This window comes from Marinimicrobium sp. ARAG 43.8, from assembly GCF_050113635.1.
Taxonomy (GTDB): domain Bacteria; phylum Pseudomonadota; class Gammaproteobacteria; order Pseudomonadales; family Cellvibrionaceae; genus Marinimicrobium.
The window spans coordinates 921,841-941,959 of sequence record NZ_JBNJLT010000001.1 but is presented as its reverse complement, the minus strand read 5'-3'; the positions used below and the strand labels follow the sequence as shown (position 1 = coordinate 941,959).

The 20,119-nt window shown below is 56.4% G+C and carries 15 protein-coding genes; 2 read left to right on the top strand and 13 right to left on the bottom strand.

Features of this window, described 5'->3' with window-relative positions; translation table 11 throughout:
• Nucleotides 1-111 precede the first annotated feature (111 nt).
• The 13 genes from ACQCLF_RS03925 to ACQCLF_RS03865 form a co-directional block, all read right to left on the bottom strand.
• Nucleotides 112-5,856: an Ig-like domain-containing protein gene (locus ACQCLF_RS03925; RefSeq protein ID WP_426984979.1), complete on the bottom strand. Its 5,745-nt coding sequence runs from the start codon at nt 5,854-5,856 to the stop codon at nt 112-114.
• Between the two features lie 17 nt (nt 5,857-5,873).
• On the bottom strand, nt 5,874-7,073 hold the full coding sequence (locus tag ACQCLF_RS03920; protein ID WP_426984978.1) for a TIGR03032 family protein: 1,200 nt from the start codon (nt 7,071-7,073) through the stop codon (nt 5,874-5,876).
• The gene (locus tag ACQCLF_RS03915) at nt 7,070-8,278 is read right to left on the bottom strand and encodes a S8 family peptidase (protein ID WP_426984977.1); all 1,209 of its coding nucleotides are present in this window, start codon (nt 8,276-8,278) and stop codon (nt 7,070-7,072) included. Before ACQCLF_RS03915 ends, ACQCLF_RS03920 begins: the two co-directional genes overlap by 4 nt.
• 9 nt (nt 8,279-8,287) lie before the next feature.
• Entirely contained in the window at nt 8,288-8,824 is a 537-nt protein-coding gene (locus ACQCLF_RS03910; RefSeq protein ID WP_426984976.1) for a phage tail protein, read from the bottom strand.
• Between the two features lie 18 nt (nt 8,825-8,842).
• Complete coding sequence (locus ACQCLF_RS03905; RefSeq protein ID WP_426984975.1) at nt 8,843-9,373, bottom strand: phage tail protein; 531 nt, start codon at nt 9,371-9,373, stop codon at nt 8,843-8,845.
• A gap of 17 nt (nt 9,374-9,390) precedes the next feature.
• Nucleotides 9,391-9,924 (bottom strand): phage tail protein, encoded by a 534-nt coding sequence (locus tag ACQCLF_RS03900; RefSeq protein WP_426984974.1) that lies wholly within the window; start codon nt 9,922-9,924, stop codon nt 9,391-9,393.
• Between the two features lie 35 nt (nt 9,925-9,959).
• The gene (locus tag ACQCLF_RS03895; RefSeq protein WP_426984973.1) at nt 9,960-10,247 is read right to left on the bottom strand and encodes a DUF6916 family protein; all 288 of its coding nucleotides are present in this window, start codon (nt 10,245-10,247) and stop codon (nt 9,960-9,962) included.
• 19 nt (nt 10,248-10,266) lie between these two features.
• On the bottom strand, nt 10,267-10,776 hold the full coding sequence (locus tag ACQCLF_RS03890) for a GNAT family N-acetyltransferase (protein WP_426984972.1): 510 nt from the start codon (nt 10,774-10,776) through the stop codon (nt 10,267-10,269).
• 14 nt (nt 10,777-10,790) lie between these two features.
• Complete coding sequence (locus ACQCLF_RS03885; protein ID WP_426984971.1) at nt 10,791-11,639, bottom strand: methyltransferase domain-containing protein; 849 nt, start codon at nt 11,637-11,639, stop codon at nt 10,791-10,793.
• A gap of 432 nt (nt 11,640-12,071) precedes the next feature.
• Nucleotides 12,072-12,926 carry a methylenetetrahydrofolate reductase [NAD(P)H] gene (gene metF, locus ACQCLF_RS03880; protein ID WP_426984970.1) on the bottom strand — a complete coding sequence of 285 codons (855 nt, stop codon included), beginning with the start codon at nt 12,924-12,926 and terminating at the stop codon, nt 12,072-12,074.
• 97 nt (nt 12,927-13,023) lie between these two features.
• Nucleotides 13,024-14,424, bottom strand: a complete 1,401-nt coding sequence (gene ahcY / locus ACQCLF_RS03875; RefSeq protein WP_426984969.1) for an adenosylhomocysteinase — start codon at nt 14,422-14,424, stop codon at nt 13,024-13,026.
• A gap of 10 nt (nt 14,425-14,434) precedes the next feature.
• Nucleotides 14,435-15,595, bottom strand: a complete 1,161-nt coding sequence (metK, locus tag ACQCLF_RS03870; protein WP_426984968.1) for a methionine adenosyltransferase — start codon at nt 15,593-15,595, stop codon at nt 14,435-14,437.
• Nucleotides 15,588-16,622: a metalloregulator ArsR/SmtB family transcription factor gene (locus tag ACQCLF_RS03865; RefSeq protein WP_426984967.1), complete on the bottom strand. Its 1,035-nt coding sequence runs from the start codon at nt 16,620-16,622 to the stop codon at nt 15,588-15,590. The genes metK and ACQCLF_RS03865 overlap by 8 nt, the downstream gene beginning before the upstream one ends.
• Before the next feature lie 288 nt (nt 16,623-16,910).
• Between ACQCLF_RS03865 and tkt the strand changes: the two genes are divergently transcribed.
• Together tkt and ACQCLF_RS03855 are read left to right on the top strand one after the other, a co-directional pair.
• Nucleotides 16,911-18,908, top strand: coding sequence for a transketolase (gene tkt / locus ACQCLF_RS03860; RefSeq protein WP_426984966.1), 1,998 nt, complete (start codon nt 16,911-16,913; stop codon nt 18,906-18,908).
• 30 nt (nt 18,909-18,938) lie between these two features.
• Complete coding sequence (locus ACQCLF_RS03855; protein ID WP_426984965.1) at nt 18,939-20,114, top strand: phosphoglycerate kinase; 1,176 nt, start codon at nt 18,939-18,941, stop codon at nt 20,112-20,114.
• Nucleotides 20,115-20,119: the final 5 nt, after the last annotated feature.

Genomic DNA, 20,119 nt, shown 5'->3' with positions numbered 1-20,119 from the left:
AGCGCCATCGACCTGGAAACCGATGGCGCCGCCTAACAACTTCCTCCTGCTTGCTCCTTAATACCGGCTTGCCGTGTATTAAGGAGTTTTTTTTGTGCCCGTGTGACGACGTTAAAACCGCCAGCCCAGAGTGGCACCAGCCAGCGTCACCTGCTGCTTGTCGAAGAAGATCCGTTGTGCCTTGATGCCCAGCGCCAGATGGTCAGTCAGAGACATCTCCGCGGCCAACGCGACAAAACCATCGGTCCCGCGGCGACTGTCCAGTGACAGGTTCGGGCCGAATACAACGGAATCACTGTGCCAGCGATACAGCCCGGCTTCGCCGAGCAGACGCCAAGACTCTGTGGGTGCTACCCACCAGCGCTGGCTGAGGGTCCACCCATCGGCGCTGTAGGGATAGTTGTCTTCCAGAGCGCTTTCGAGCGTGGCAAGCTCGGTCTCGGGCACCTGGAAGCTGGCGGTTACATCGCCTAAATCCAGATAACCCGCGCCAATGCTGAAAAAGCTTGCCAGAGGCAGGTCCAGAGTCACACTAAAGGCCACCCGGTCCATGTCGTAGTCCGTGATCTGGACATTCACGTCGTCGTTGCCCATGCGTCGGGCAAAATCCGACGCGCTGAGGCTGGTGTCAGCACTGAAGATGCCGAGTTCGGCCCGCAGTTGCTGGAAGGGGTTCTCTTGCGCGGCGGCCTCTTGGGCCGGTACCAGAGCGGTGCCTAATAAACCGGCGCACAGCAAGCTAGGCAGAGTGCGGCCCCGTTTATTCAAAAGGGTCCAGCGACGGCTCATCCACAGACCACTCATCATCAGCAGCATGAACAGGCCAGAGTGACCGCCACCGGAACTGCGCGCTGTCACTTCGCCATCGTAAGAAGGTTGTTCCATACCGGGTTCCTCGGGCTCTTCGGGTTCTTCAATCGGTTCTTCTGGTGGCTCTTCGGGTTGCTCCGGTTCCTCGGGGAGGGCGCGGCTCACGGCGCCTGGGTCGGCTACGGCACCGTTTCTCTCTCCGTCGGCGTCGTTTGGTCCGCCGTCTTCGATGACCAGTTGCACACAGAAGTGTCCTTCGTTAAGACCCGCACTCCACAAGTTGCTGCCCGGGGGCGGGCAGTAGCCCGGGGTGCCGGGCGATGAGTATAGACGGTTGTTGTCGTCTTCTACAAAAGTTATCCAGGCTCCCTCCATGTATTTGCGGTAGACGGCCTCGGCAGGAATGGCAGCGCGCTGCGGAATGACGATGCTGGCGGGCTGTCCCACTTCAGGCAACCCTTGCATTTCGAAGTCAAAGATCCCGCCTACCGGTTCGAATAAACCGTCCTCGGTCAGTCCGTCCTGCTCCGTGATGTCGTCCCCGGAAAGCTCGGCACCGCCGGACGTGCTGATCATCGCAAAGCGCCCGAGGCTGCAGTTCAAGCCGGGCTCGCATTCCATCATGTAGGCCGTTTCGCCATTGGCCTGTTCGGGTAATACGTTGGGCGTGACACTGGTATCGAGATAGTTTGGAATGCCGTTTTGATTGCGGTCACCGAAGCCTTCGCTGGCATCGCTGATGCCATTGCCATTGCTATCGTCGGAAGCGCTCAGTGTGGGCACAGTTGGTACTACTACGAAGTATCGCTGAGTGCTGGTATTTGCTCCCCCGCTGTCCGTCACATTCAGAGAGGCCTGGTAAATGCCACTGAGCAGCTCGGCGGGATCAAACACGAAGGTGGCGTTGCCGGGATTGCCGTCGCTGTCCATTAACCGGTTATCGCTATTCGACCAGTCCAGGGTGTGGCTGTCCCCGGGATTGGGATCGTTGATCATAGCGGTAATGGAAACCGGGCCCCCATCGCGCGCAACTCTCAGTCGGGGGTCACCGTTTTGCTGGATGGAGAGTGTCACTTGCGGTGGAACGTTGCCTGCGGCGATGACCATTCGGTGACTGCTTTTGACCCCGGTATTGATGTTCTGAATATCGGGGTGGGCAGGGTCATAATCAGACTGCAGCTCGCCGCTTTCTGAATGAGTGTCGTCCAGACGGACCACCAAGACCTCATCGTCCTCGCTCAATCCATCGTCCGCAATGTTGACGGTAATAATGGCTCGGGTTTCCCCGGTATCAAAAGTGACTGTACCCCCGACGAGATCGTGATCATCGGTTGTCGCGGTACTGGCCGCCGTATCAATGGCGTAGGGCACGGTGAGTGGATAGAACGGAGACTGGCCATTAAGCTCCACGGAGAAGGTGGCCGTGGCGCCTTCCGCCGTGACCTGGTCTTTGCTCATGGAGACCAGAGGACGCAGATACAGGGTTTGTGCTTCCTCTGTCCGGTTACCCTTGCGGTCTTCAGCAAACCAGGTGATTTGATGTTCGCCAGGCGGTAGCAGTAGTTGCTGGTTGACGAGCCCGACAACGGAGGGGCTGCAGCAGGCATTGCCATCCAGGTTGTCGCTGGCCAGGTTATCCAGCGCGGCCTGGAGCATTTCATTGCTCGCGTCCGGGTCCAGCCCTAACAGCGCGGCGAAAGGCACGGGTGTGAACAGAGCGTTGGCGTTGAGCACGAGATCCGCCGGTGCGGTCAATTCCGGTGGATCCACATCCCGATAATCGTTCGGATCATTCGGGTCGGTGCCGTCGAGCCCTTCCTGGTAGTCACTTACGCCGTCGCCGTCGGTGTCTACACCGGCATTTACCTGAATGCTGAATGGAGGAAGGTTGGTGTTCGCCATGCCGTCGGTGACAGTGATCTGGATGTTAGCGTGTTGACCGATGGCGCCCTGGCTCGGTGTGCCGCTCAGGGTGCCAGTGAGGGTGTTGAAACTTAACCAGCTGGGTTGTCCTGTGATACTAAAAGTCAAAGTGTCGCCGTCGGCATCTGAGGCGGTCGGGGTGAACTCGTAGAGCTGACCTTCAATCGCGCTGGTCGGTGGTGCTCCCCCGATAGTCGGTGCGATATTGGTTCCGAACTGGAAACTGATGGTAGTGAGGTTTCCGGCCAGGTCTTCGGCTTCCACGGTAATGCTGGCGTTCCCTGGCTGGGCGGCGGTGACCTCAATTGTTCGATCAGCGCCACTGCCGCCCAAAATGATATTGGCCGATGGTACGACATTACTGTCGGAACTGGAGGTGGTGAGTTCCAGGTCCGCCGGGTCGGTCAGGTTGTCGTCAACCGTAAAGGGCAGAGCCCCGGTACTTTGTCCGAAGGGTATGGACTGGTCGGCAATATCATCGAGAGTGGGTGCGGTGGTATCAATGATCAGTGTTAATGTTGTCGAGGTGTCACCGCTGTTACCGGCGGCGTCGGTGGCCACCGCCGTTAGGGCGTGCTCGCCTTCGCTGAGATCGTCAGTCTCCAGCCTCCAGTCGCCATTGGTATCGGCCGTCGTGCTGCCAATCTCCCCGTCCACATCGCTGCTGAGGACGATCGTTGCGCTGGCTTCCGCTGTGCCGGTGATTTCCGGTGCGATGATCTGGGTGATGCCGTCGGTGTCATTGGCTCCGCTGTCGCTGGTGCTCGCCAGGCTTAAATCGGCGGGCGGACTCGGTGCGATGTTATCGTGGGTGATGACGGGTACGGAAACGGCATCGGCGGTATTCCCCACGCCATCTTCGGCGACGGCGACCAGGGCGTTGTCGGTGTTTTGCACGAGCGTATAGTCCACCGACCAGGTGCCGCTGCTGACGGTGGCACTGGCCAAGGAGAGGTTGTCATCGGGCTCGCCGTCTTGATCCGCGTCGACGTAAAAGTGAATGACAATGCCCTCTTCACTGTGGCTGCCGCTGAGCGTGTATTCGTCGCTGTTGACGCTGATCGCTTCGCTGGGTGTCAGGACAACGGGGATCTCGGGGGCGGTGGTGTCCAGTTGAGCGTTGGCGCTGGCGGGAGTGGATTCGTTATTGGCATCATCGATAATAATGACCTCTGCCGTTAGTTCACCATCGGCCAGGCCCGAGACATTGATGTTTGTCAGTGTTTGATCGGTGCTGCTAATGGCGACGGTGTCGGTGACCGGTGTGCCGCCGCCGTCACTGGTAATGGTGTACTCAGCCGTTGTGCCCACTTCCGCGCCGTTCAGGGTCAGACTGATATTGTTGGCACTGGCGGCGTTGATTTGACTGGGGCTTATACTGACCGTCGGTGCACTCGGCGCTTCAGTATCCACAGTGTGAGTCGCCCCGCTGGAAAAACTGGCCAGCGGGTTGCCGGCTGCGTCGGCGGCGGTTGAACCGGTGTAATCAAGTCGCAACTCGCCGGTGCCACTGATGTTGGTGACGGTCACGCTCACATTGTCACCGCTTGACGAGGACAGACTGCCAAGGGTGGCAGAGACATTGCCGGTGGTGGTCGTAAGTGTGAAATCAGCAAGCGTCAGGTTTTCAACCGTTTCCGAGAGGCTAACCTGGAAGGTGACTTCGCTGTCATTGGCGTTGGTGCCACTGACCGAGATCGTGTTGATTACCGGGGCCGTGTCATCCAGTGCGGCAGTATCGGTGACTTCACTGGCGCTGTTGCCCGCCTCGTCAGTGAGTGTGACGGATAGCGTCAGGGTCCCATCGGGCAAGCCGCTGACATCGATGCCGGTAATCTGGTCGGTAGCGGTGGCCAGGCTGCCCGAACCTGTGACGGTACTGCCACCACCACTGCTGGTGATTTCAAAGGCGTAGGTAGCATCGACTTCGGCCCCTGCAAAAGTGAAGCTGGCGTTGGCGGCGGTACCGGCATTGAAGGTGTCGTTATCAAACGTCACGGTATGGCCGTTGGGTGCGGCCGTATCCAGTGTGGCGGTGTCGGTAACGGCGGCGGCATTATTCCCTTCACTGTCGCTGAGTATGACGGATAGGGTCAACGTTCCATCGGTCAGGCCGCTAAGATCGATGCCGGTGACGTGGTCGGTAGCACTCCCAATAGTGCCATTGCCGGTAATGGAGCCGCCATTATTGCTGGTGATTTCATAGTTGAACGTGGCCCCGATTTCAGCTCCGGCGAAGGTGAAGCTGGCGCTGGCAGCTGTACTGGCGTTGAAGGTGCCGTTATCGAAGCTGATACTGTGACCGCTGGGCGCAAGATCATCGATCACCGTTATCGAAAAAACTTCCTCGTAGGTGCCGCCGCTATTGTCCGTGGTGCGAATACGTACGCTCTTGGTGTCTGCGGTCAGCCCGGCGGCGTTGTTTGCGCGCAAGGTATTTCCGCTGACATTAAAACTGCCGTTGTCTGTATCGCCGGTACCAAAGGCCAGTGTGTAGGTAAAGGTATCGTCGGTATCCGGATCGGTAGTGTTCAGGGTGCCCACAGTTGCGTCTTCGCCGTCACTCTGGTTGACGGTGTTGTTAGACAGATCAATGTCCGTGGGTGGGTTGTTGCTGGGGGCGGCATCGTGCCAAGTACCGCCCGCGTTAAGACATTCGATTTCGATAAGTGAGGGGAGCGTATTCGTGTAGTAGGTGTTATTAAAAGTATAGGTGTGACAGTGAGCATAGGGAGCCGTTGTCGACGAAAAGCTTTTTCTGCCATATTCCTTATGGTCACCTGACAAGGAAGCGCTATGATTCCCGTCGACGTTCAAGTGGCCATTTTTCTGCAAGAATGCCATGGTGCTTGCAACGCTGTGCGCCTCAGGTAAAGCGCTGACACTGGTCTCCGATCCGAGTTTGTCAGGCTTCCCTTTGGACGTCGAGAAAGCGGAGAAGGCATCCACTTGACTGACGGGTTCTGACGTCGTTTTTTCCTCGTAGACACTGGTTTGTTGTCGCAATCGGGTTTGGGACAAGACCCGGCTGGAAGCGTGGCCAAGTGGTGCGGCGGCAGCGAGCAGGGGCAGGGCAACCTTAGCCAGTGAGTTCAATCGTGTTTTATTGCGTGAAGAAGCCATGAGACATTCCTATTGTTTCAAACGGTTTCTGGGCAGAGTGCGGGAAACGTAAAGTGGTTGCGCATTCGAGGGTGCGAGGGCTCAATCACTTCCGGGAAAGTACAATGATCAATAACGGCCACATCGTAGATCTGGTCCACATTACCGGTGAAGGTAATGCGCCCGATCTCACAACCGTCTTCGAGATTAAAGAACCAGAGTCCGGAGTGAGTCTCGTCGTATTTTTTGGCCAAAGGTGCGGGCTTTCGAATATGGGATTGTCGGATTCTGGACAGGCCGACTACCATAATCGAGCCGATAAAATCGACGCCCCGGGTAAAGCCGGGGACTTCGGCCAGCACTTCATTTTTACCGGTGGCCGGGTCATAGCGGCAGATTTCCCCCAGCCCGGAGTTGCAGTAATACACAGCCCCCTGATACCAGTACGGAGAGTGGGGCATGGTGAGACCGTCCAGCAAGATCTCGTTTTGTGCAACGCTCATTAATGTGCCGGTGGCGCCGGGCCCGTCGCGCCAGCGTCCGGGTTGATCGTAGGTGGAAAAGGTGGTGACAAAGGCCGGCTTGCCGTCCTTGAGGGTCATACCATTGAGGTGACAACGGTCTTCCGGCGCCAGCCGGGAAATAAAATACGGCTTCCAGCGGGGAATAAAACTGGCATTGGCGTCGAGTGTACTCAGACAGGAAAAGCTGGAATTGACCACCCAGAGGCCATCGGTGCCCCAGGCGATATCATGGGTGTTGATCATGCCGGTGTAATGGGTGGAGCGAGTAATAAAACAGCGGTCGACTCTGTCATCCACCGGGGCATGTTGCGCCTCCATATACGCTTTTTCCAAGGGCTCTTCTTCGGCTTCGTCCGTATCTTTCTTAAGGCGAGGAGCCGTTCGGTCTTCCTCAATGCGTTTCAGGGGCTGCTTGATCTGTTGCAGCAGCCCGTCTTCGCGCTGGAACTGAACAATCTGGGTGAAAATGCCCAGGGTCAGCCCCCGGTCAGTAACGGCCAGCCCCATGGGGCGCGGAAAACGTTTGAAGTTGACATCCAGGCGCTCGCCATCCGTCCGAACCAGCATCAGGCGGCTGGTCTGGTAAGACGTAAAGGCCAAAGACACATTGAAGGCCTTCAATACCGCTGGCAGGTTGGAGGAATACTGGCACGAGAAATCCATCTCGGTACCGGTGTTCCCGAGCGGTGCCTGATTGACACGGTTATGAGTCATGGGTCTTCCGTTACTCCTGTGTTATATCGCTTGAATATCTTATCCAGTTCGAGCTTCAGGTTCTGCAAAGATAGTGTCGGCTGTTCACTGAGAATCAACGCCGCTGTGCCGGTCACAATAGCGGCGGAGAGGGAAGTGCCCCCAAACGGCCCTTGCCCCCCACCATATTGTGTGGTCGACACCGGTGTCCCCGGTGCCATCAGATCAATGCTGTTCCCATGATTACTGAAAGGGAGGCGCTTTCCCTGATGATCAGCAGCACCTACGACAATGGCGCTGTCAATGGAGGCTTCGTTGTCGTCGGCGGTAATTATTCGGTTTTCATTACCTGAAGCGAACACCACGGCCATGCCGCGTCCGTCGCGTCCCTCTTTGCTCAGGCTGTTGACGGCGTCGGCGACCGGCTCAAGCAGCAAGTCGGTGTGCCAGCTGCAGTTTAGCACGTCGGCGCCAGCCAGCGCCGCCAATTGAAAAGCAAGCAGGCTGTTAGAGGTCCAGCTGTCAGGCTGCCTGAGCGCGATGAACTGCGCCTGCGGCGCCAGGCCGTTCAGGCGGGCGTCATGTTGGTAAAGCGCGAAAATGACGCCTGCCACCTGGGTGCCGTGGGTGTCCTGTGGGCTGACAGGTGCGGCGCCCATTTGCCGACGGGAGAGATCAAACTCAAAGATCGGGTCAATATGAGACAGCGCCGGGTGGGACAAATCGAAGCCGTCATCGATAATGGCCACTCGAACACCTTCTCCGGGCGCGTTGTCGAGCCGGTCGGCCAGGTTGAAGCGGTTGCGCCGATTAACGACTGGAGCAGAAGTGTTGACGGACTTCGATGGGTAGTTGAGCTGGAGTATATCCGGCTGTACCAGAGAGACGCCCGGCAAGCCGGATGCCGTTTTCATGGCCGTGCGGATGTCTATGGAATCACGCAGTGTGATTTGCACATAGCGAAACGGGTCCGCTTCAAAAAGGACGGAAGTTCGGCCGATGGCCTGTGCCGCCTTGGAAAAGTCGCCCGGATTAATGGTGGGAGACACTTTGACAATCAGGCGCGAGGCAACCTCTACCCGGTGGTTTGTGCCCGGCAAAAGGTAATGCTGCCCCTCTTTTTGCAGCTCGATGGTTTCTCCGAAATTCTGAAACAGCAGCGGGGCAGCTTCCACCCCGCTGCATATCATCAGAAGCCATAACCGTGCGACGAGTTTCATGGTCATTGCTGGTTGCTAGCTTCGGGAGGGAAATTGGCCCATCAGGGCAATACAAAATGACATGGCCAAATAAGGTTGCCGGTTTTCGTGCGCCTGCTGGCCGCCGACGGGTGCCAAGGTGTTTGGGTGCATATTGACAGGGCTATCCAGGCTGTCGCCTGCCAATCGAAGTCTTTGTCCGGAAAAGGCATCGCGAGCCAGGTAACCTCCGGGTTGTGGTTGTTGGCTGTTACCGACATCATTCAACGCCACCAACTCGTGGGTATGTGCCGGCATTTCACTTTGAAGGAGTGTCACTTCGGGTTGGCCAGCCGTTTCTCCCCACGCTCGTGGCGTCAGGCCCGGCGCGGTTCCCCACTGCAAAGGGGCTCTGCCTTGCATATTGGGAAGCCCCACGGAGGTTTGTCCATCGCCACCAAAGGTGTTGCTGATAATGGAAAACAGTGCTGAAAATTGTGCAATCGGTAACATCGCTCCATCGCAATGCGCCCAGTTTTGTGGTGCGAAGCTCGCGCCCCAGATTTGAATTTGTGCAATATACGGTTCGGCCATGAGATTCTACTCCTGGGTTTAGTTTCTTGAAGGGAATATCCCTTGCAGGGCCATAATGAAAGAGATACCGAGGAAAGGCATCATATTCTCGTGAGGTAATCCGCCCCCCATGGTTTGGACCGACTGCATATTGAGCATTTTAGGGTCCGTTGGCGTGGTGGCGCTGTCCAAATAGAGGGTGTCTGGCGAGGGAACACTGGCCAGCACGGCGTTTTGCGGAAAGGGGGTTGAGGCCGACTGGGTGCTGGCCTGAAAGCCGTGGGTATGTTGTGGCATCTGGGGTTGTGTCAGCGTCACGGATTCCGAACCGTAGGCCTGCCCCATTACTCTTGGAGTCAAACTGCCACTGCTCCCTTGGTGAACGGGAAGGCGCCCCCGCATATCCGGTAACGCGAAGCTGGTGGTGCCATTGCCACCGTAGGTGGCGCCAATCAATGCAAACAATACGCTATTTTGATTAATCGTTAAGACGGTACCGCTGCAAAACGCCCACCATACGGGGGAGTAATTGCCAGCGAACATACGAATTTCACCGATGTACTGATCCATAATCCGGTTTCCTTAAATTAGTTGCGGGAAGGGAATACTCCAAAAAGCGCCATGCAAAAGCTGACTACCAGCGAGGGTTGCAGGTTCGTGTGGGGCTGGTTGCCTCCCGAGGCAGTGACCATAGTGGTGGCCTGTGCTTCAAGGGCATTCGCATTTGAGTAAATATCGGCGTCCGCTTGAGTTCTGGCGTCAAATCCCGCTGCGAGGAAAGTGTCCTCATAGGAGGCCTGATTACCCGCACTGTTTGTGGCATGTACAGGGTGTGAGTGTTGCGGCATTTGCAGTGAATTTAGTGTTACTTGTTCAGCACCTCCTGAGCTCCCTGCCTGATAGAGTGCGCCAAACAACACGCCTCTGTGGACAGGCGTTCTGGCCTGCAAGTTTGGCAGCTGAAAGTTTGTCGAACCGTTTCCACCGTAGGTGATCCCCAGCAGTGCAAACAGCGCCTGGTTCTGATTGATGTTGATGACCTGCCCGTTGCACAACGCCCAGTTTGTTGGCGGCCAATCGAAACCGTACATGGTTACCTGGCTGATAAAAGGATCGGACATGGTATTCTCCCTTTTTGTCGGGTTAACGGTGGATTTTACTTGCGCTCTTTATTGACGATGATTTCATACTGGGTTTCGTTGTTCGGGCTGACGAACAACGGGAGATCGCCAAAGTTTTCATGAGCGATCTGGTAAGTGCCCTGGGGAATGCGACCGGGCTCCTGATCAGTAAGTGTCACGGAGAATGATTCCCATCGACTCTCATCCAGCTTTCCTTGGTGGACCGAGTCGACACGCAGGGTTATCGCCACGCCATTGCCGTCTGTCAGGGTGACGTTCTCACCAACGGTTCGTTCCAGGTTTGCTTGAGTAAAGTGTTCCATAACGTGTGATCTCGTTGTGTTATCGGGCGGCGTTCACCGTGGTCATCGGATGCCAGATCATAAATTCATAGGGTGGGGAAACAGATTCCACCTGAAACCCGAGTGACGCATAAAGCTGTCGAGCCTGGATGTTATTTTGCAAAACGCTTAGCGTTAAGGGCGCCATGACCTGATGAGCGCAGCGCTGAAACGCCTGGATCACAGATTTTCCGAAACCCTGGTTGCGGGCTTTCGGAATAAAAGCAAGGTCCACGACACGTATTTCGTTGGGGCCGAAATCTAGGGTGGCTTTACCGATGGGCTCCCAGTGCTTTTCGATTATGAAATACATGGCATTGGGGAATTTTTCGCCGTAACCCTCCGTTTGCGCACGAAACTGCATTTCAATAATGTTCTCCACGAACGCTTTCTCCCCATCGATTAATTGCAGGTCTTCGCGGGTTGTCTGATGCAGCTTTTCCAGGAAAGGCTTGTCGGAAGCCCGCGAAGGGCGAACGCTTAATCCGTCGGGCAGGTCCAGTTTTTTCATTCGATACATCCGTCCTATGGGTGAGGGTGTGAAGGAAAAGTCTGCGGCAGTGTGTTCTGATAACTAACCGCCTCACTGTCGACAGTAAACTGCCAGTCTGGCGACTGACCTTGCTGATAATGACAGCGTAATTTGGAGCCTGGGCTCAGGTTCACGTTGTACTTGAATCGTGGCAAGGTCAGTTGGGACTGGTTATTCCCGAGCCGGTGCTCGCCATATACTTGAATCTGTGTGGCCAGTTTCAAGTGAGGGTGCCCGCCGTCATGGAGTGGAACCGGTAGTTCGCACGTTAAGGCGGCTGCTTCCCCGGCTCTAAGCTGTCGGGCCGTTTTCTGGTTCAATAGAAAAAAAGTGCCGAGTGGCCGTTCTGAGGGGATTTTTCGCAACGGGTCAGAGCTGTCGACCAGTGATGCTGACAACCGGACTTCCCGCGGGATCAGCGTTCCACCGGGGGCTAGGAATTGTTCCAGATGAGTGAATATTTGCACCTGTGGTTCTTGCTGCAGGAGGTGCTTCATGGTCTCTGAAACAATAATGTCAAATTGGCGCCCATCAGGTGGACGCCAGGTGGTGGCGTCAGTGCATTCCTGGGCGGTGATATGGGCTTCGATATTGAGGTGCTGAATGATTCGCTGAAGCTTGTCGAGTGATTCCTGATGAATGTCCAGTAGGGTCACTTGAACCCGTTTGGCGTCAAACAGTGGCAAAAGAGGAATCACCAGCATGCCGAGGGGGCCTGTGCCCGCGTACAGCACTCGAACCTCTTCTCCCGTATCCAGCTTTTGCCCAATGGCGTTATAAATGCCCTGCATGAATACCCGGCTGCGCTCGATATCATCGGCGCACTGTGCGGCGGTAATCATGGAGACGGCTTTCCCGTGGGGCGTATAGGTGGCTGATGTGTCCAGAAAAACATCGGGGTAGCGCTCAATGTCGGCGACGGAAGCGAGAGCCTGGACGAGCGGGCGCAGAAATTGACTGGCCGGGCCAGCTGAGGATGTACCTAAAAGCTTCCTGACATGATAAATAATATCTTTGGGCGAGGATGCCGGTGGAATCAAAGCAGGTCCCATGTGTTTTTTTACTTCCGTTGAAGGCGTCAGTGCGGCTGTTTATTAGAGTCTTGACGCTTAAATGCTTCGTTTGAGCTTAGTCGGGGTATGAAATATGTGCAAATATTTTTTTGCGCTTAAAGATTCAGCGAAGGTCGGCCGATGGAATATGGCGCTTGATAAGGTTTTGCTTTGCCGCCTGTTGAATCCCTCCAAGGCGGCATGGCACCAGGCTGGTGCGGGCTAACTCGAGGAAGTGTTCAGCCCCAGGTTCTCGACAATCCTGGCACTCGGCTCATATTGATTCATGGTGTAGAAGTGCAGGCCCGGCGCACCATTATCGAGCAGGGTTTCGCACAATTCCGTGACCAGCGCTTCACCAAACGCCCTAATGCTTTCGCTGTCATCACCATAGGCTTCCAGGCGTTTGCGCATCCAGCGGGGAATCTCGGCACCACAGGCGTCGGAGAAGCGGGTCAAATTGGTGAAGTTGATAATGGGCATAATGCCGGGGTAAATCGGCTGGGTGATGCCCGCCGCCTGACACTGCTCCATGAAATAGAAATAGGCGTCGGGGTTATAGAAATACTGGGTGATGCCGCTGTCGGCGCCCGCATCGAACTTACCTTTCAGGAAGCGGATGTCGTCATCGTAGTTTTTGGCCTGCGGGTGAATCTCCGGGTAGGCGGCGACTTCGAGATGGAAATGGTTTCCGAAATGCTGGCGAATAAAGGCGACCAGTTCATTGGCGTACACCATCTGGTAACCGCCACCTACACCGGATGGCATATCGCCACGCAAGGCAACGATGCGGTCGATGCCCGCATCGCGGTACTCCTGGATCAGCCCTTTAATGATGGTTTCATCATCGCCGCCAAAGGAGAGATGGGGAGCGACAGAAACCCCCTCGCTCTTGAAGTGGGTGACAATGTCTTTGGTATTGTCACGGGTAGAGCCGCCAGCGCCATAAGTGACGGAAAAAAAGTCCGGTTCGAGGTCGGACAGTTGCTGGCGTACCTTGAGGAGCTTTTCCCGCCCTTGTTCGGTTTTGGGTGGAAAGAACTCAAAGCTCAAACGCGGTTGATGGGTGTCGGTCATTGTGATGGAGCTCGTTTTGGTTTTCCCGTGGTTGAGCTGGGTTATGAGGGGTGAGCGCACAACACACCCCGCCATAACCAACGCTCAATGAGTGTTATTAATACTTGTAGCTTTCCGGCTTGAAAGGCCCTGCCACTTCCACGCCGATGTACTCGGCCTGCTGTGCGGTCAGTTGGGTGATGACACCGCCGAAACCTTCCACCATGTCTTTGGCGACTTCCTCGTCCAGCTTTTTGGGAAGCACTTTTACATACAGGTGCTCTTTTTTCTGATTAGCGGGAAGATCGGCAAACTTGCGCTCGTACAGATACATTTGCGCCAGCACCTGGTTGGCGAAAGAACCGTCCATGATGCGTGAAGGGTGGCCGGTCGCGTTGCCCAGGTTGACCAGGCGCCCTTCGGACAGCAGGATCAGGTGATCGTTGCTGGCTTTGTCGCGATAGATTTTGTGTACTTGAGGCTTGACCTCTTCCCAATGCCAGTGCTTGCGCATATAAGCGGTATCGATCTCGCTGTCGAAGTGGCCGATATTGCACACCACGGCGCTGCTTTTTAGCGCTTGCAACATGTTGGCATCGCACACATCGACGTTGCCTGTTGTGGTGACGACCAGGTCGGTTGTACCCAGCAATGTTGTATTGATGTCATCCAGTTTGCCGGTATTCACGCCGTTGTTGTAGGGGGAGACCACTTCGAAGCCGTCCATGCAGGCTTGCATGGCACAGATGGGATCAACTTCGGTGACTTTAACAATCATCCCTTCCTGACGCAGAGAAGCGGCGGAGCCTTTACCGACATCGCCGTAACCAATCACCAGCGCTTTTTTGCCCGCGAGCAAATGGTCGGTGCCGCGCTTGATGGCGTCGTTCAGACTGTGTCGGCAGCCATACTTGTTGTCATTCTTGCTTTTGGTGATGGCGTCGTTGACGTTGATGGCCGGCACTTTAAGCTGGCCTTTTTTCAGCATATCCAACAAGCGGTGAACACCGGTGGTGGTTTCTTCGGAAATACCGTGAATGGCATCCAGCAGCTCGGGGTATTTTTCGTGCATGATCTGAGTCAGGTCGCCGCCATCGTCCAGAATCATATTGGCGCCCCAGGGCTTACCGTCTTTCACAATGGTTTGTTCAATGCACCACCAGAACTCTTCTTCGGTTTCACCCTTCCAGGCAAACACAGGAATGCCGGCGGCAGCGATGGCGGCAGCGGCATGATCCTGAGTGGAAAAAATATTACAGGATGACCAGCGCACTTCGGCGCCCAGCTCGACCAGTGTCTCGATCAATACGGCGGTCTGGATGGTCATGTGAATACAGCCCATGATTTTGGCGTCTTTGAGCGGCTTCTCTGCTGTGTACTTGCGACGCAGCGCCATCAGGGCGGGCATTTCGCCTTCGGCAATGTCGATTTCACGACGGCCCCACTGGGCCAGTTTTTCAAATTCCTGTGCACTGGTGGCGGCGACTTTATAGTCGGTGAAATTGGCGGCAATGTTCATGGTCTGGCTCCTACAGATATTTTTTCAGGTGTTCGGCTTTGTCGGTTTTTTCCCAGGTGAACTCCGGCAGTTCGCGGCCAAAATGCCCGTAGGCGGCCGTGGGGCGGTAAATAGGGCGCTTGAGATCGAGCATGTCGATCAGCCCTTTGGGGCGCAAGTCAAAATGCTCGCGCACTAGAGTGGCAATCTCGCTGTCCGGTAACTTTCCGGTGCCGAACGTATTGATGGAAATGGACGTGGGTTCGGCCACGCCAATAGCGTACGACACCTGGATTTCACAACGGCTGGCCAGACCGGCGGCGACGATATTCTTCGCCACATAGCGTCCGGCGTAAGCTGCGGAGCGGTCCACTTTGGAAGGGTCTTTGCCGGAGAAGGCGCCGCCGCCGTGGCGGGCCATGCCGCCATAGGTGTCGACGATGATTTTGCGGCCCGTCAGGCCACAGTCGCCCACGGGGCCACCAATAATGAACTGGCCGGTCGGGTTAATGTGATAGCGGGTATCGTTATGCAGCCACTCGGCGGGCAGCACCGGTTTGAGAATTTCCTCGCGTACCGCTTCGTGGATCTCCGCCTGGCTGATGTCCGGGTTGTGCTGAGTGGAAAGCACCACAGCGTCCACCGCGACCGGTTTGCCGTTGTCATAACGCAACGTGACCTGGCTCTTGGCATCCGGGCGCAGCCAGGGCAGGGCGCCGTTCTTGCGCAGCTCGGCCTGCTTCTCAACCAGTCGGTGGGCAAAATAAATTGGGGCGGGCATCAGTACATCGGTTTCGTCGGTGGCGTAACCGAACATGAGACCCTGGTCACCGGCGCCCTGGTCTTTGGCAGAGGCTTCGTTTTCATCCACGCCCATGGCAATGTCGGCCGACTGTTTGCCAATGGCGTTGAGCACAGCGCAGGAAGCCCCGTCAAAACCCACGTCGCTGGAATTGTAGCCGATGTCCAGAATGACGCTGCGGATCAGATCTTCCAGGTCGACATAAGTGGAGGTGCGCACTTCCCCAGCAACGATGGCCATACCGGTTTTTACCAGGCTTTCCACCGCAACGCGGGCGTTGGGGTCGTCTTTCAGGATGGCATCCAGTACCGCATCGGAAATCTGGTCTGCCAGTTTGTCCGGATGGCCTTCCGAGACGGATTCCGAGGTAAACAGCGAGTATTCAGCCATGGGTGGCTCCTTCTGTGAATGAAGAACGGTCGTTGAGTCCATCTGCTTGAAAAAATTGTCGCAGTTGAATTTGAAAGCCGTTGCGAAGGGCAAAGTACACGCTTTGCCCTTCGCGCAGGCCGGCCTCACTGGCCCACAAGGACAAGTCGTCCGGCTCGAACCCCTGCCAGAGATCGCCGCAGGCGTCCCGGGCCCAGGTTTGTTCGTGGCGGCACAGGTCGGTGACCAGCAGAGCGCCGCCAGGGACCAGGGCAGCGCTCAGGTCCTGAAAAATATCGGCGGGCGAGGGGGTGTGGTGCAGCACCATGTTGACGACGATACAGTCGGCCTGCGTGTGATGCAGTTTGAGCGTCCGGGTATCGCCCAGAATCGTTTCCACATTCGTCAGTGAGTGCGCCTGGATCAGAGACTCGGCCCGCTCCAGCATGCGGGCGGCATTGTCCAGTGCAACAACCCGGTCAAATTGCTGAGCGAGTATGGGCAGGAATTCCCCTTCGCCCGGCCCGACTTCCAGGGCGAGGCGACGTCCAGGTACCGGGGTATTGGCCAGCAGTTGCCCGACTTGCTCGGCGTACACTGGATAACTGGCGATCAGGTCTTGCTGGGCACGGAACTTGTGGGCGTTCTCCGCAAAAAAGCTCCGTGAGGCCAGAGCCCGGTCACGCCTAAGGTCTTTCAGGCGCTCGGCCAGCGTACCTGTTAGTGGCTCAGTATCCAGGGTGGCAAACAGCGCTTGCTGTAGCGAACTTAACGGACTGTCTGGTGCCTGATAGGCCCGGCGGTAGAAAATGGAGTTGCCTTCGCGCCGGGAACTGACCAGCCCGGCATTCGCCAATACCTTTAAATGGTGACTCATGCCGGATTGCTTGCTGTCCAGCAAATGGCACAGTTCCAATACGCCGAACGAATCCCGTTTCATGACACGCAATACATCCAGGCGCAGCGAGTCACCCGCTGCCTTGAGCCACTGAGGCAGGGTGTCGGGGGCGGTTTGAAGGTCGGTGTCATGGGGCTGAGGTTGGTTCATCGGGGGGATTTTAGCAGGGGTTTTACGCTATATCAAAATACTTTGATATAGCGCTTTCAGGCTGTGGTTCACCCCGACTATATGGTCGTCAAAACTATAACAAGGCTTTACTGTCCGCCGTCGGTAAGGGAAAATAAGTCCTTTTGGCATTTCCGAATCCATAGTCCAAGAGAAGCGTTAAAAAACGCCGACAAATGTCATACAATTAGCGGCCAGCGAGAGTCGCAACCGCCGAATTACTTCGCATTCTGAACACCCAACTTTACTATCGAAGGAGCTATAGACAACATGCCCACTCGTACTGAACTTGCCAATGCCATTCGCGCACTGAGTATGGACGCTGTGCAGAAAGCCAGCAGCGGACACCCGGGAGCGCCCATGGGTATGGCTGATATTGCCGAAGTGCTGTGGAATGACTTTATGAAGCACAACCCGGCCAACCCGTACTGGGCCGATCGCGACCGCTTCATTATGTCTAACGGTCACGGCTCCATGCTGGTGTACTCCCTGTTGCACCTGACCGGTTATGACCTGCCGATGAAAGAGCTGGAGAACTTCCGGCAACTGCACTCCAAGACACCGGGCCACCCGGAACTGGGTTATACCCCGGGTGTTGAAACCACCACCGGTCCGCTCGGCCAGGGCCTCGCCAATGGCGTGGGCATGGCGCTGGCAGAAAAAAGCCTGGCGGCGCAATTTAATCGCGACGGCCACGATATTGTTGATCACTACACGTACGTATTTGCCGGTGACGGCTGCCTGATGGAAGGCGTGTCCCATGAGGCCAGCTCTCTGGCGGGCACCCTCGGCCTGGGCAAACTGATTGTCTTCTACGATGACAACGGCATTTCCATTGACGGTAAAGTCGAAGGCTGGTTTACCGACGATACCCCCAAGCGTTTCGAAGCCTATGGCTGGCAGGTCATCCCGAATGTAGATGGCCATGACGCCGCCGCGATTAAAAAGGCCGTTGAAGAAGCTCAGGCGGAAACCGGGAAACCGACCATTATCTGCTGCAAAACCGTTATTGGTTTCGGTTCGCCGAACAAAGCCGGTACCCAGGGCGTTCACGGCGCACCACTGGGCGACGATGAGGTGAAACTGGTACGGGAAAAACTGGGCTGGAAACACGGTCCGTTCGAAGTGCCTGACGATGTTTACAAAGGCTGGGATGCGAAAGAAAAAGGTGCCTCTGCGGAAAGCAGCTGGCAGGAACGTTTCGGCGCCTACAAGAAAGCTCACCCCGAACTGGCGGAAGAGTTCGAGCGTCGCGTTATTCGCAAAGAGCTGCCGAAGGACTTCGGTGCTAAAGCCGACGCATTCATCCGCGAGTGCCAGGAAAAGCAGGAAGCCATGCCGAGCCGTAAGGCCTCCCTGAAATCCATCGAGGCGTTTGGCAAGCTGCTGCCGGAACTGATGGGCGGCTCCGCCGACCTGGCGGGCTCCAACCTGACCATTTGGGACGGCTCCAAGCCGATCACCAAAGAAGATGCTTCCGGTAACTACGTGTACTACGGTGTGCGTGAGTTTGGCATGAGCGCCATGATGAATGGCATTACCGCTCACGGCGGCTTCATTCACTACGGTGCCACCTTCCTGATGTTTATGGATTACGCCCGCAACGCTGTGCGTATGTCGGCGCTCATGAAATTGCCGAACATCTTTGTGTATACCCACGACTCCATTGGGCAGGGCGAAGACGGCCCGACACACCAGCCGGTTGAGCACATGGCGACCTTGCGTGCGACGCCGAATATGGACGTATGGCGCCCCTGCGATGCGGCGGAAACCGCCACCGCCTGGAAACTGGCCATCGAAAACCAGGACCGCCCGAGTGCGCTGGTCTTCAGTCGTCAGGGGTTGCCGGCGGTAGAGCGTTCCGCTGAGCAGGTGGAAGCCATTGCCCGCGGTGGTTACATTCTTCGCGATTGTGATGGAGAGCCGGAAGTGATTCTGATGGCCACCGGTTCCGAGATGGCGCCCACGCTGGAAGCCGCCGACCTGCTGGCCGAAAAAGGCCGCAAGGTTCGCGTGGTCTCCATGGCCAGCACTACCCTGTTTGATATGCAGGGCAAGGCGTATCAGGAGCAAGTGCTGCCGCGCAACGTTACGGCTCGGGTGTCGGTGGAAGCCGCGCACGGTGACCAGTGGCGCAAATACGTGGGGCTGGACGGTGCCACGGTCTCCCTGGATACTTTTGGTGAGTCCGGCAAAGGCGGCGACCTGATGAAATACTTCGGTTTTACCGCCGAAAACATCGCCAAAACCGCCGAAGGTCTTCTGTAATCATCCGTATCTGATCAATTGGAGCAATTCATGACCGTAAAACGAATGCAAGACCAGGACTTGTCCGGCAAGCGCGTACTGATCCGCGAAGACCTCAATGTGCCCCTGCGCGATGGCAAGATCACCAGCACCGTGCGGCTGGATGCCGCTGTGCCTACCATCAAGAAAGCGCTGGAAATGGGCGCCAAGGTTATGGTCATGTCGCACCTCGGTCGCCCCGAGGAAGGCCAGTTCAGCGAGGAAGACTCTTTGGCGCCTGTGGCCAAGGCCTTGAGCGAGTCGCTGGGTAAAGATGTACCACTGATCCGCGATTGGGTAGACGGCGTGGACATGGGTAACCACGATGTGGTGTTGCTGGAAAATGTTCGCTTCAATAAAGGCGAAAAAGCGGACGACGACGTGCTGTCCCAAAAGATGGCGAAACTGTGCGATGTGTTTGTGATGGATGCCTTCGGTACATCCCACCGCGCCCAGGCGTCCACCCACGGTGTGGCCAAATACGCACCGGTGGCCTGTGCCGGACCGCTGCTGGCCAGTGAACTGGATGCGTTGGGTAAGGTGCTGGATAATCCGGAGCGTCCCCTGGTATCCATCGTCGGTGGTGCCAAAGTATCGTCCAAGCTGAGCGTGCTGGATGCGCTGTCGAAAATCTCTGACACTCTGGTTGTGGGTGGCGGTATTTCCAATACGTTTGTCGCCGCGGCTGGTTATGAGGTGGGCAACTCTCTGCACGAAAAGGATTTGATCCCCGAAGCGCAGCGCCTGACCAATACGACAGAAGTCATCTACGCGACGGATGTACGCACCACCAAAGCCGGTTTCGACGACTGGGCTAACGACACGCCCACTGAAGTGAAAAAAGTCGACGAGATTGGTGCGGAAGAAGAGATCATTGATTACGGCCCTGAAACGGCGGAGAAAGTGGCTGGCATTCTCAAAGGTGCCAAAACCATCCTTTGGAATGGCCCCTGTGGCGTTTTTGAATTTGATGCCTTTGCCAAAGGCACCAAAGTGGTGGCGGATGCCATCGCACAAAGCGATGCGTTCTCCGTTGCGGGCGGTGGTGACACGTTGGCCGCGATTGACAAATGGAACCTGGCCGACAAGATCTCCTATATTTCCACCGGCGGTGGTGCTTTCCTGGAATTTGTGGAAGGCAAGAAACTGCCCGCCGTGGAAATCCTGGAAAAACGCGCTAACGACTAAGTGCT

Bases quoted from the DNA above. Each gene is read 5' to 3' on its own strand.
- ACQCLF_RS03925 (WP_426984979.1), bottom strand. From the start codon at position 5,856: ATGGCTTCTTCACGCAATAAAACACGATTGAACTCACTGGCTAAGGTT.
- ACQCLF_RS03920 (WP_426984978.1), bottom strand. From the start codon at position 7,073: ATGACTCATAACCGTGTCAATCAGGCACCGCTCGGGAACACCGGTACC.
- ACQCLF_RS03915 (WP_426984977.1), bottom strand. From the start codon at position 8,278: ATGACCATGAAACTCGTCGCACGGTTATGGCTTCTGATGATATGCAGC.
- ACQCLF_RS03910 (WP_426984976.1), bottom strand. From the start codon at position 8,824: ATGGCCGAACCGTATATTGCACAAATTCAAATCTGGGGCGCGAGCTTC.
- ACQCLF_RS03905 (WP_426984975.1), bottom strand. From the start codon at position 9,373: ATGGATCAGTACATCGGTGAAATTCGTATGTTCGCTGGCAATTACTCC.
- ACQCLF_RS03900 (WP_426984974.1), bottom strand. From the start codon at position 9,924: ATGTCCGATCCTTTTATCAGCCAGGTAACCATGTACGGTTTCGATTGG.
- ACQCLF_RS03895 (WP_426984973.1), bottom strand. From the start codon at position 10,247: ATGGAACACTTTACTCAAGCAAACCTGGAACGAACCGTTGGTGAGAAC.
- ACQCLF_RS03890 (WP_426984972.1), bottom strand. From the start codon at position 10,776: ATGAAAAAACTGGACCTGCCCGACGGATTAAGCGTTCGCCCTTCGCGG.
- ACQCLF_RS03885 (WP_426984971.1), bottom strand. From the start codon at position 11,639: ATGATTACCGCCGCACAGTGCGCCGATGATATCGAGCGCAGCCGGGTA.
- metF (WP_426984970.1), bottom strand. From the start codon at position 12,926: ATGACCGACACCCATCAACCGCGTTTGAGCTTTGAGTTCTTTCCACCC.
- ahcY (WP_426984969.1), bottom strand. From the start codon at position 14,424: ATGAACATTGCCGCCAATTTCACCGACTATAAAGTCGCCGCCACCAGT.
- metK (WP_426984968.1), bottom strand. From the start codon at position 15,595: ATGGCTGAATACTCGCTGTTTACCTCGGAATCCGTCTCGGAAGGCCAT.
- ACQCLF_RS03865 (WP_426984967.1), bottom strand. From the start codon at position 16,622: ATGAACCAACCTCAGCCCCATGACACCGACCTTCAAACCGCCCCCGAC.
- tkt (WP_426984966.1), top strand. From the start codon at position 16,911: ATGCCCACTCGTACTGAACTTGCCAATGCCATTCGCGCACTGAGTATG.
- ACQCLF_RS03855 (WP_426984965.1), top strand. From the start codon at position 18,939: ATGACCGTAAAACGAATGCAAGACCAGGACTTGTCCGGCAAGCGCGTA.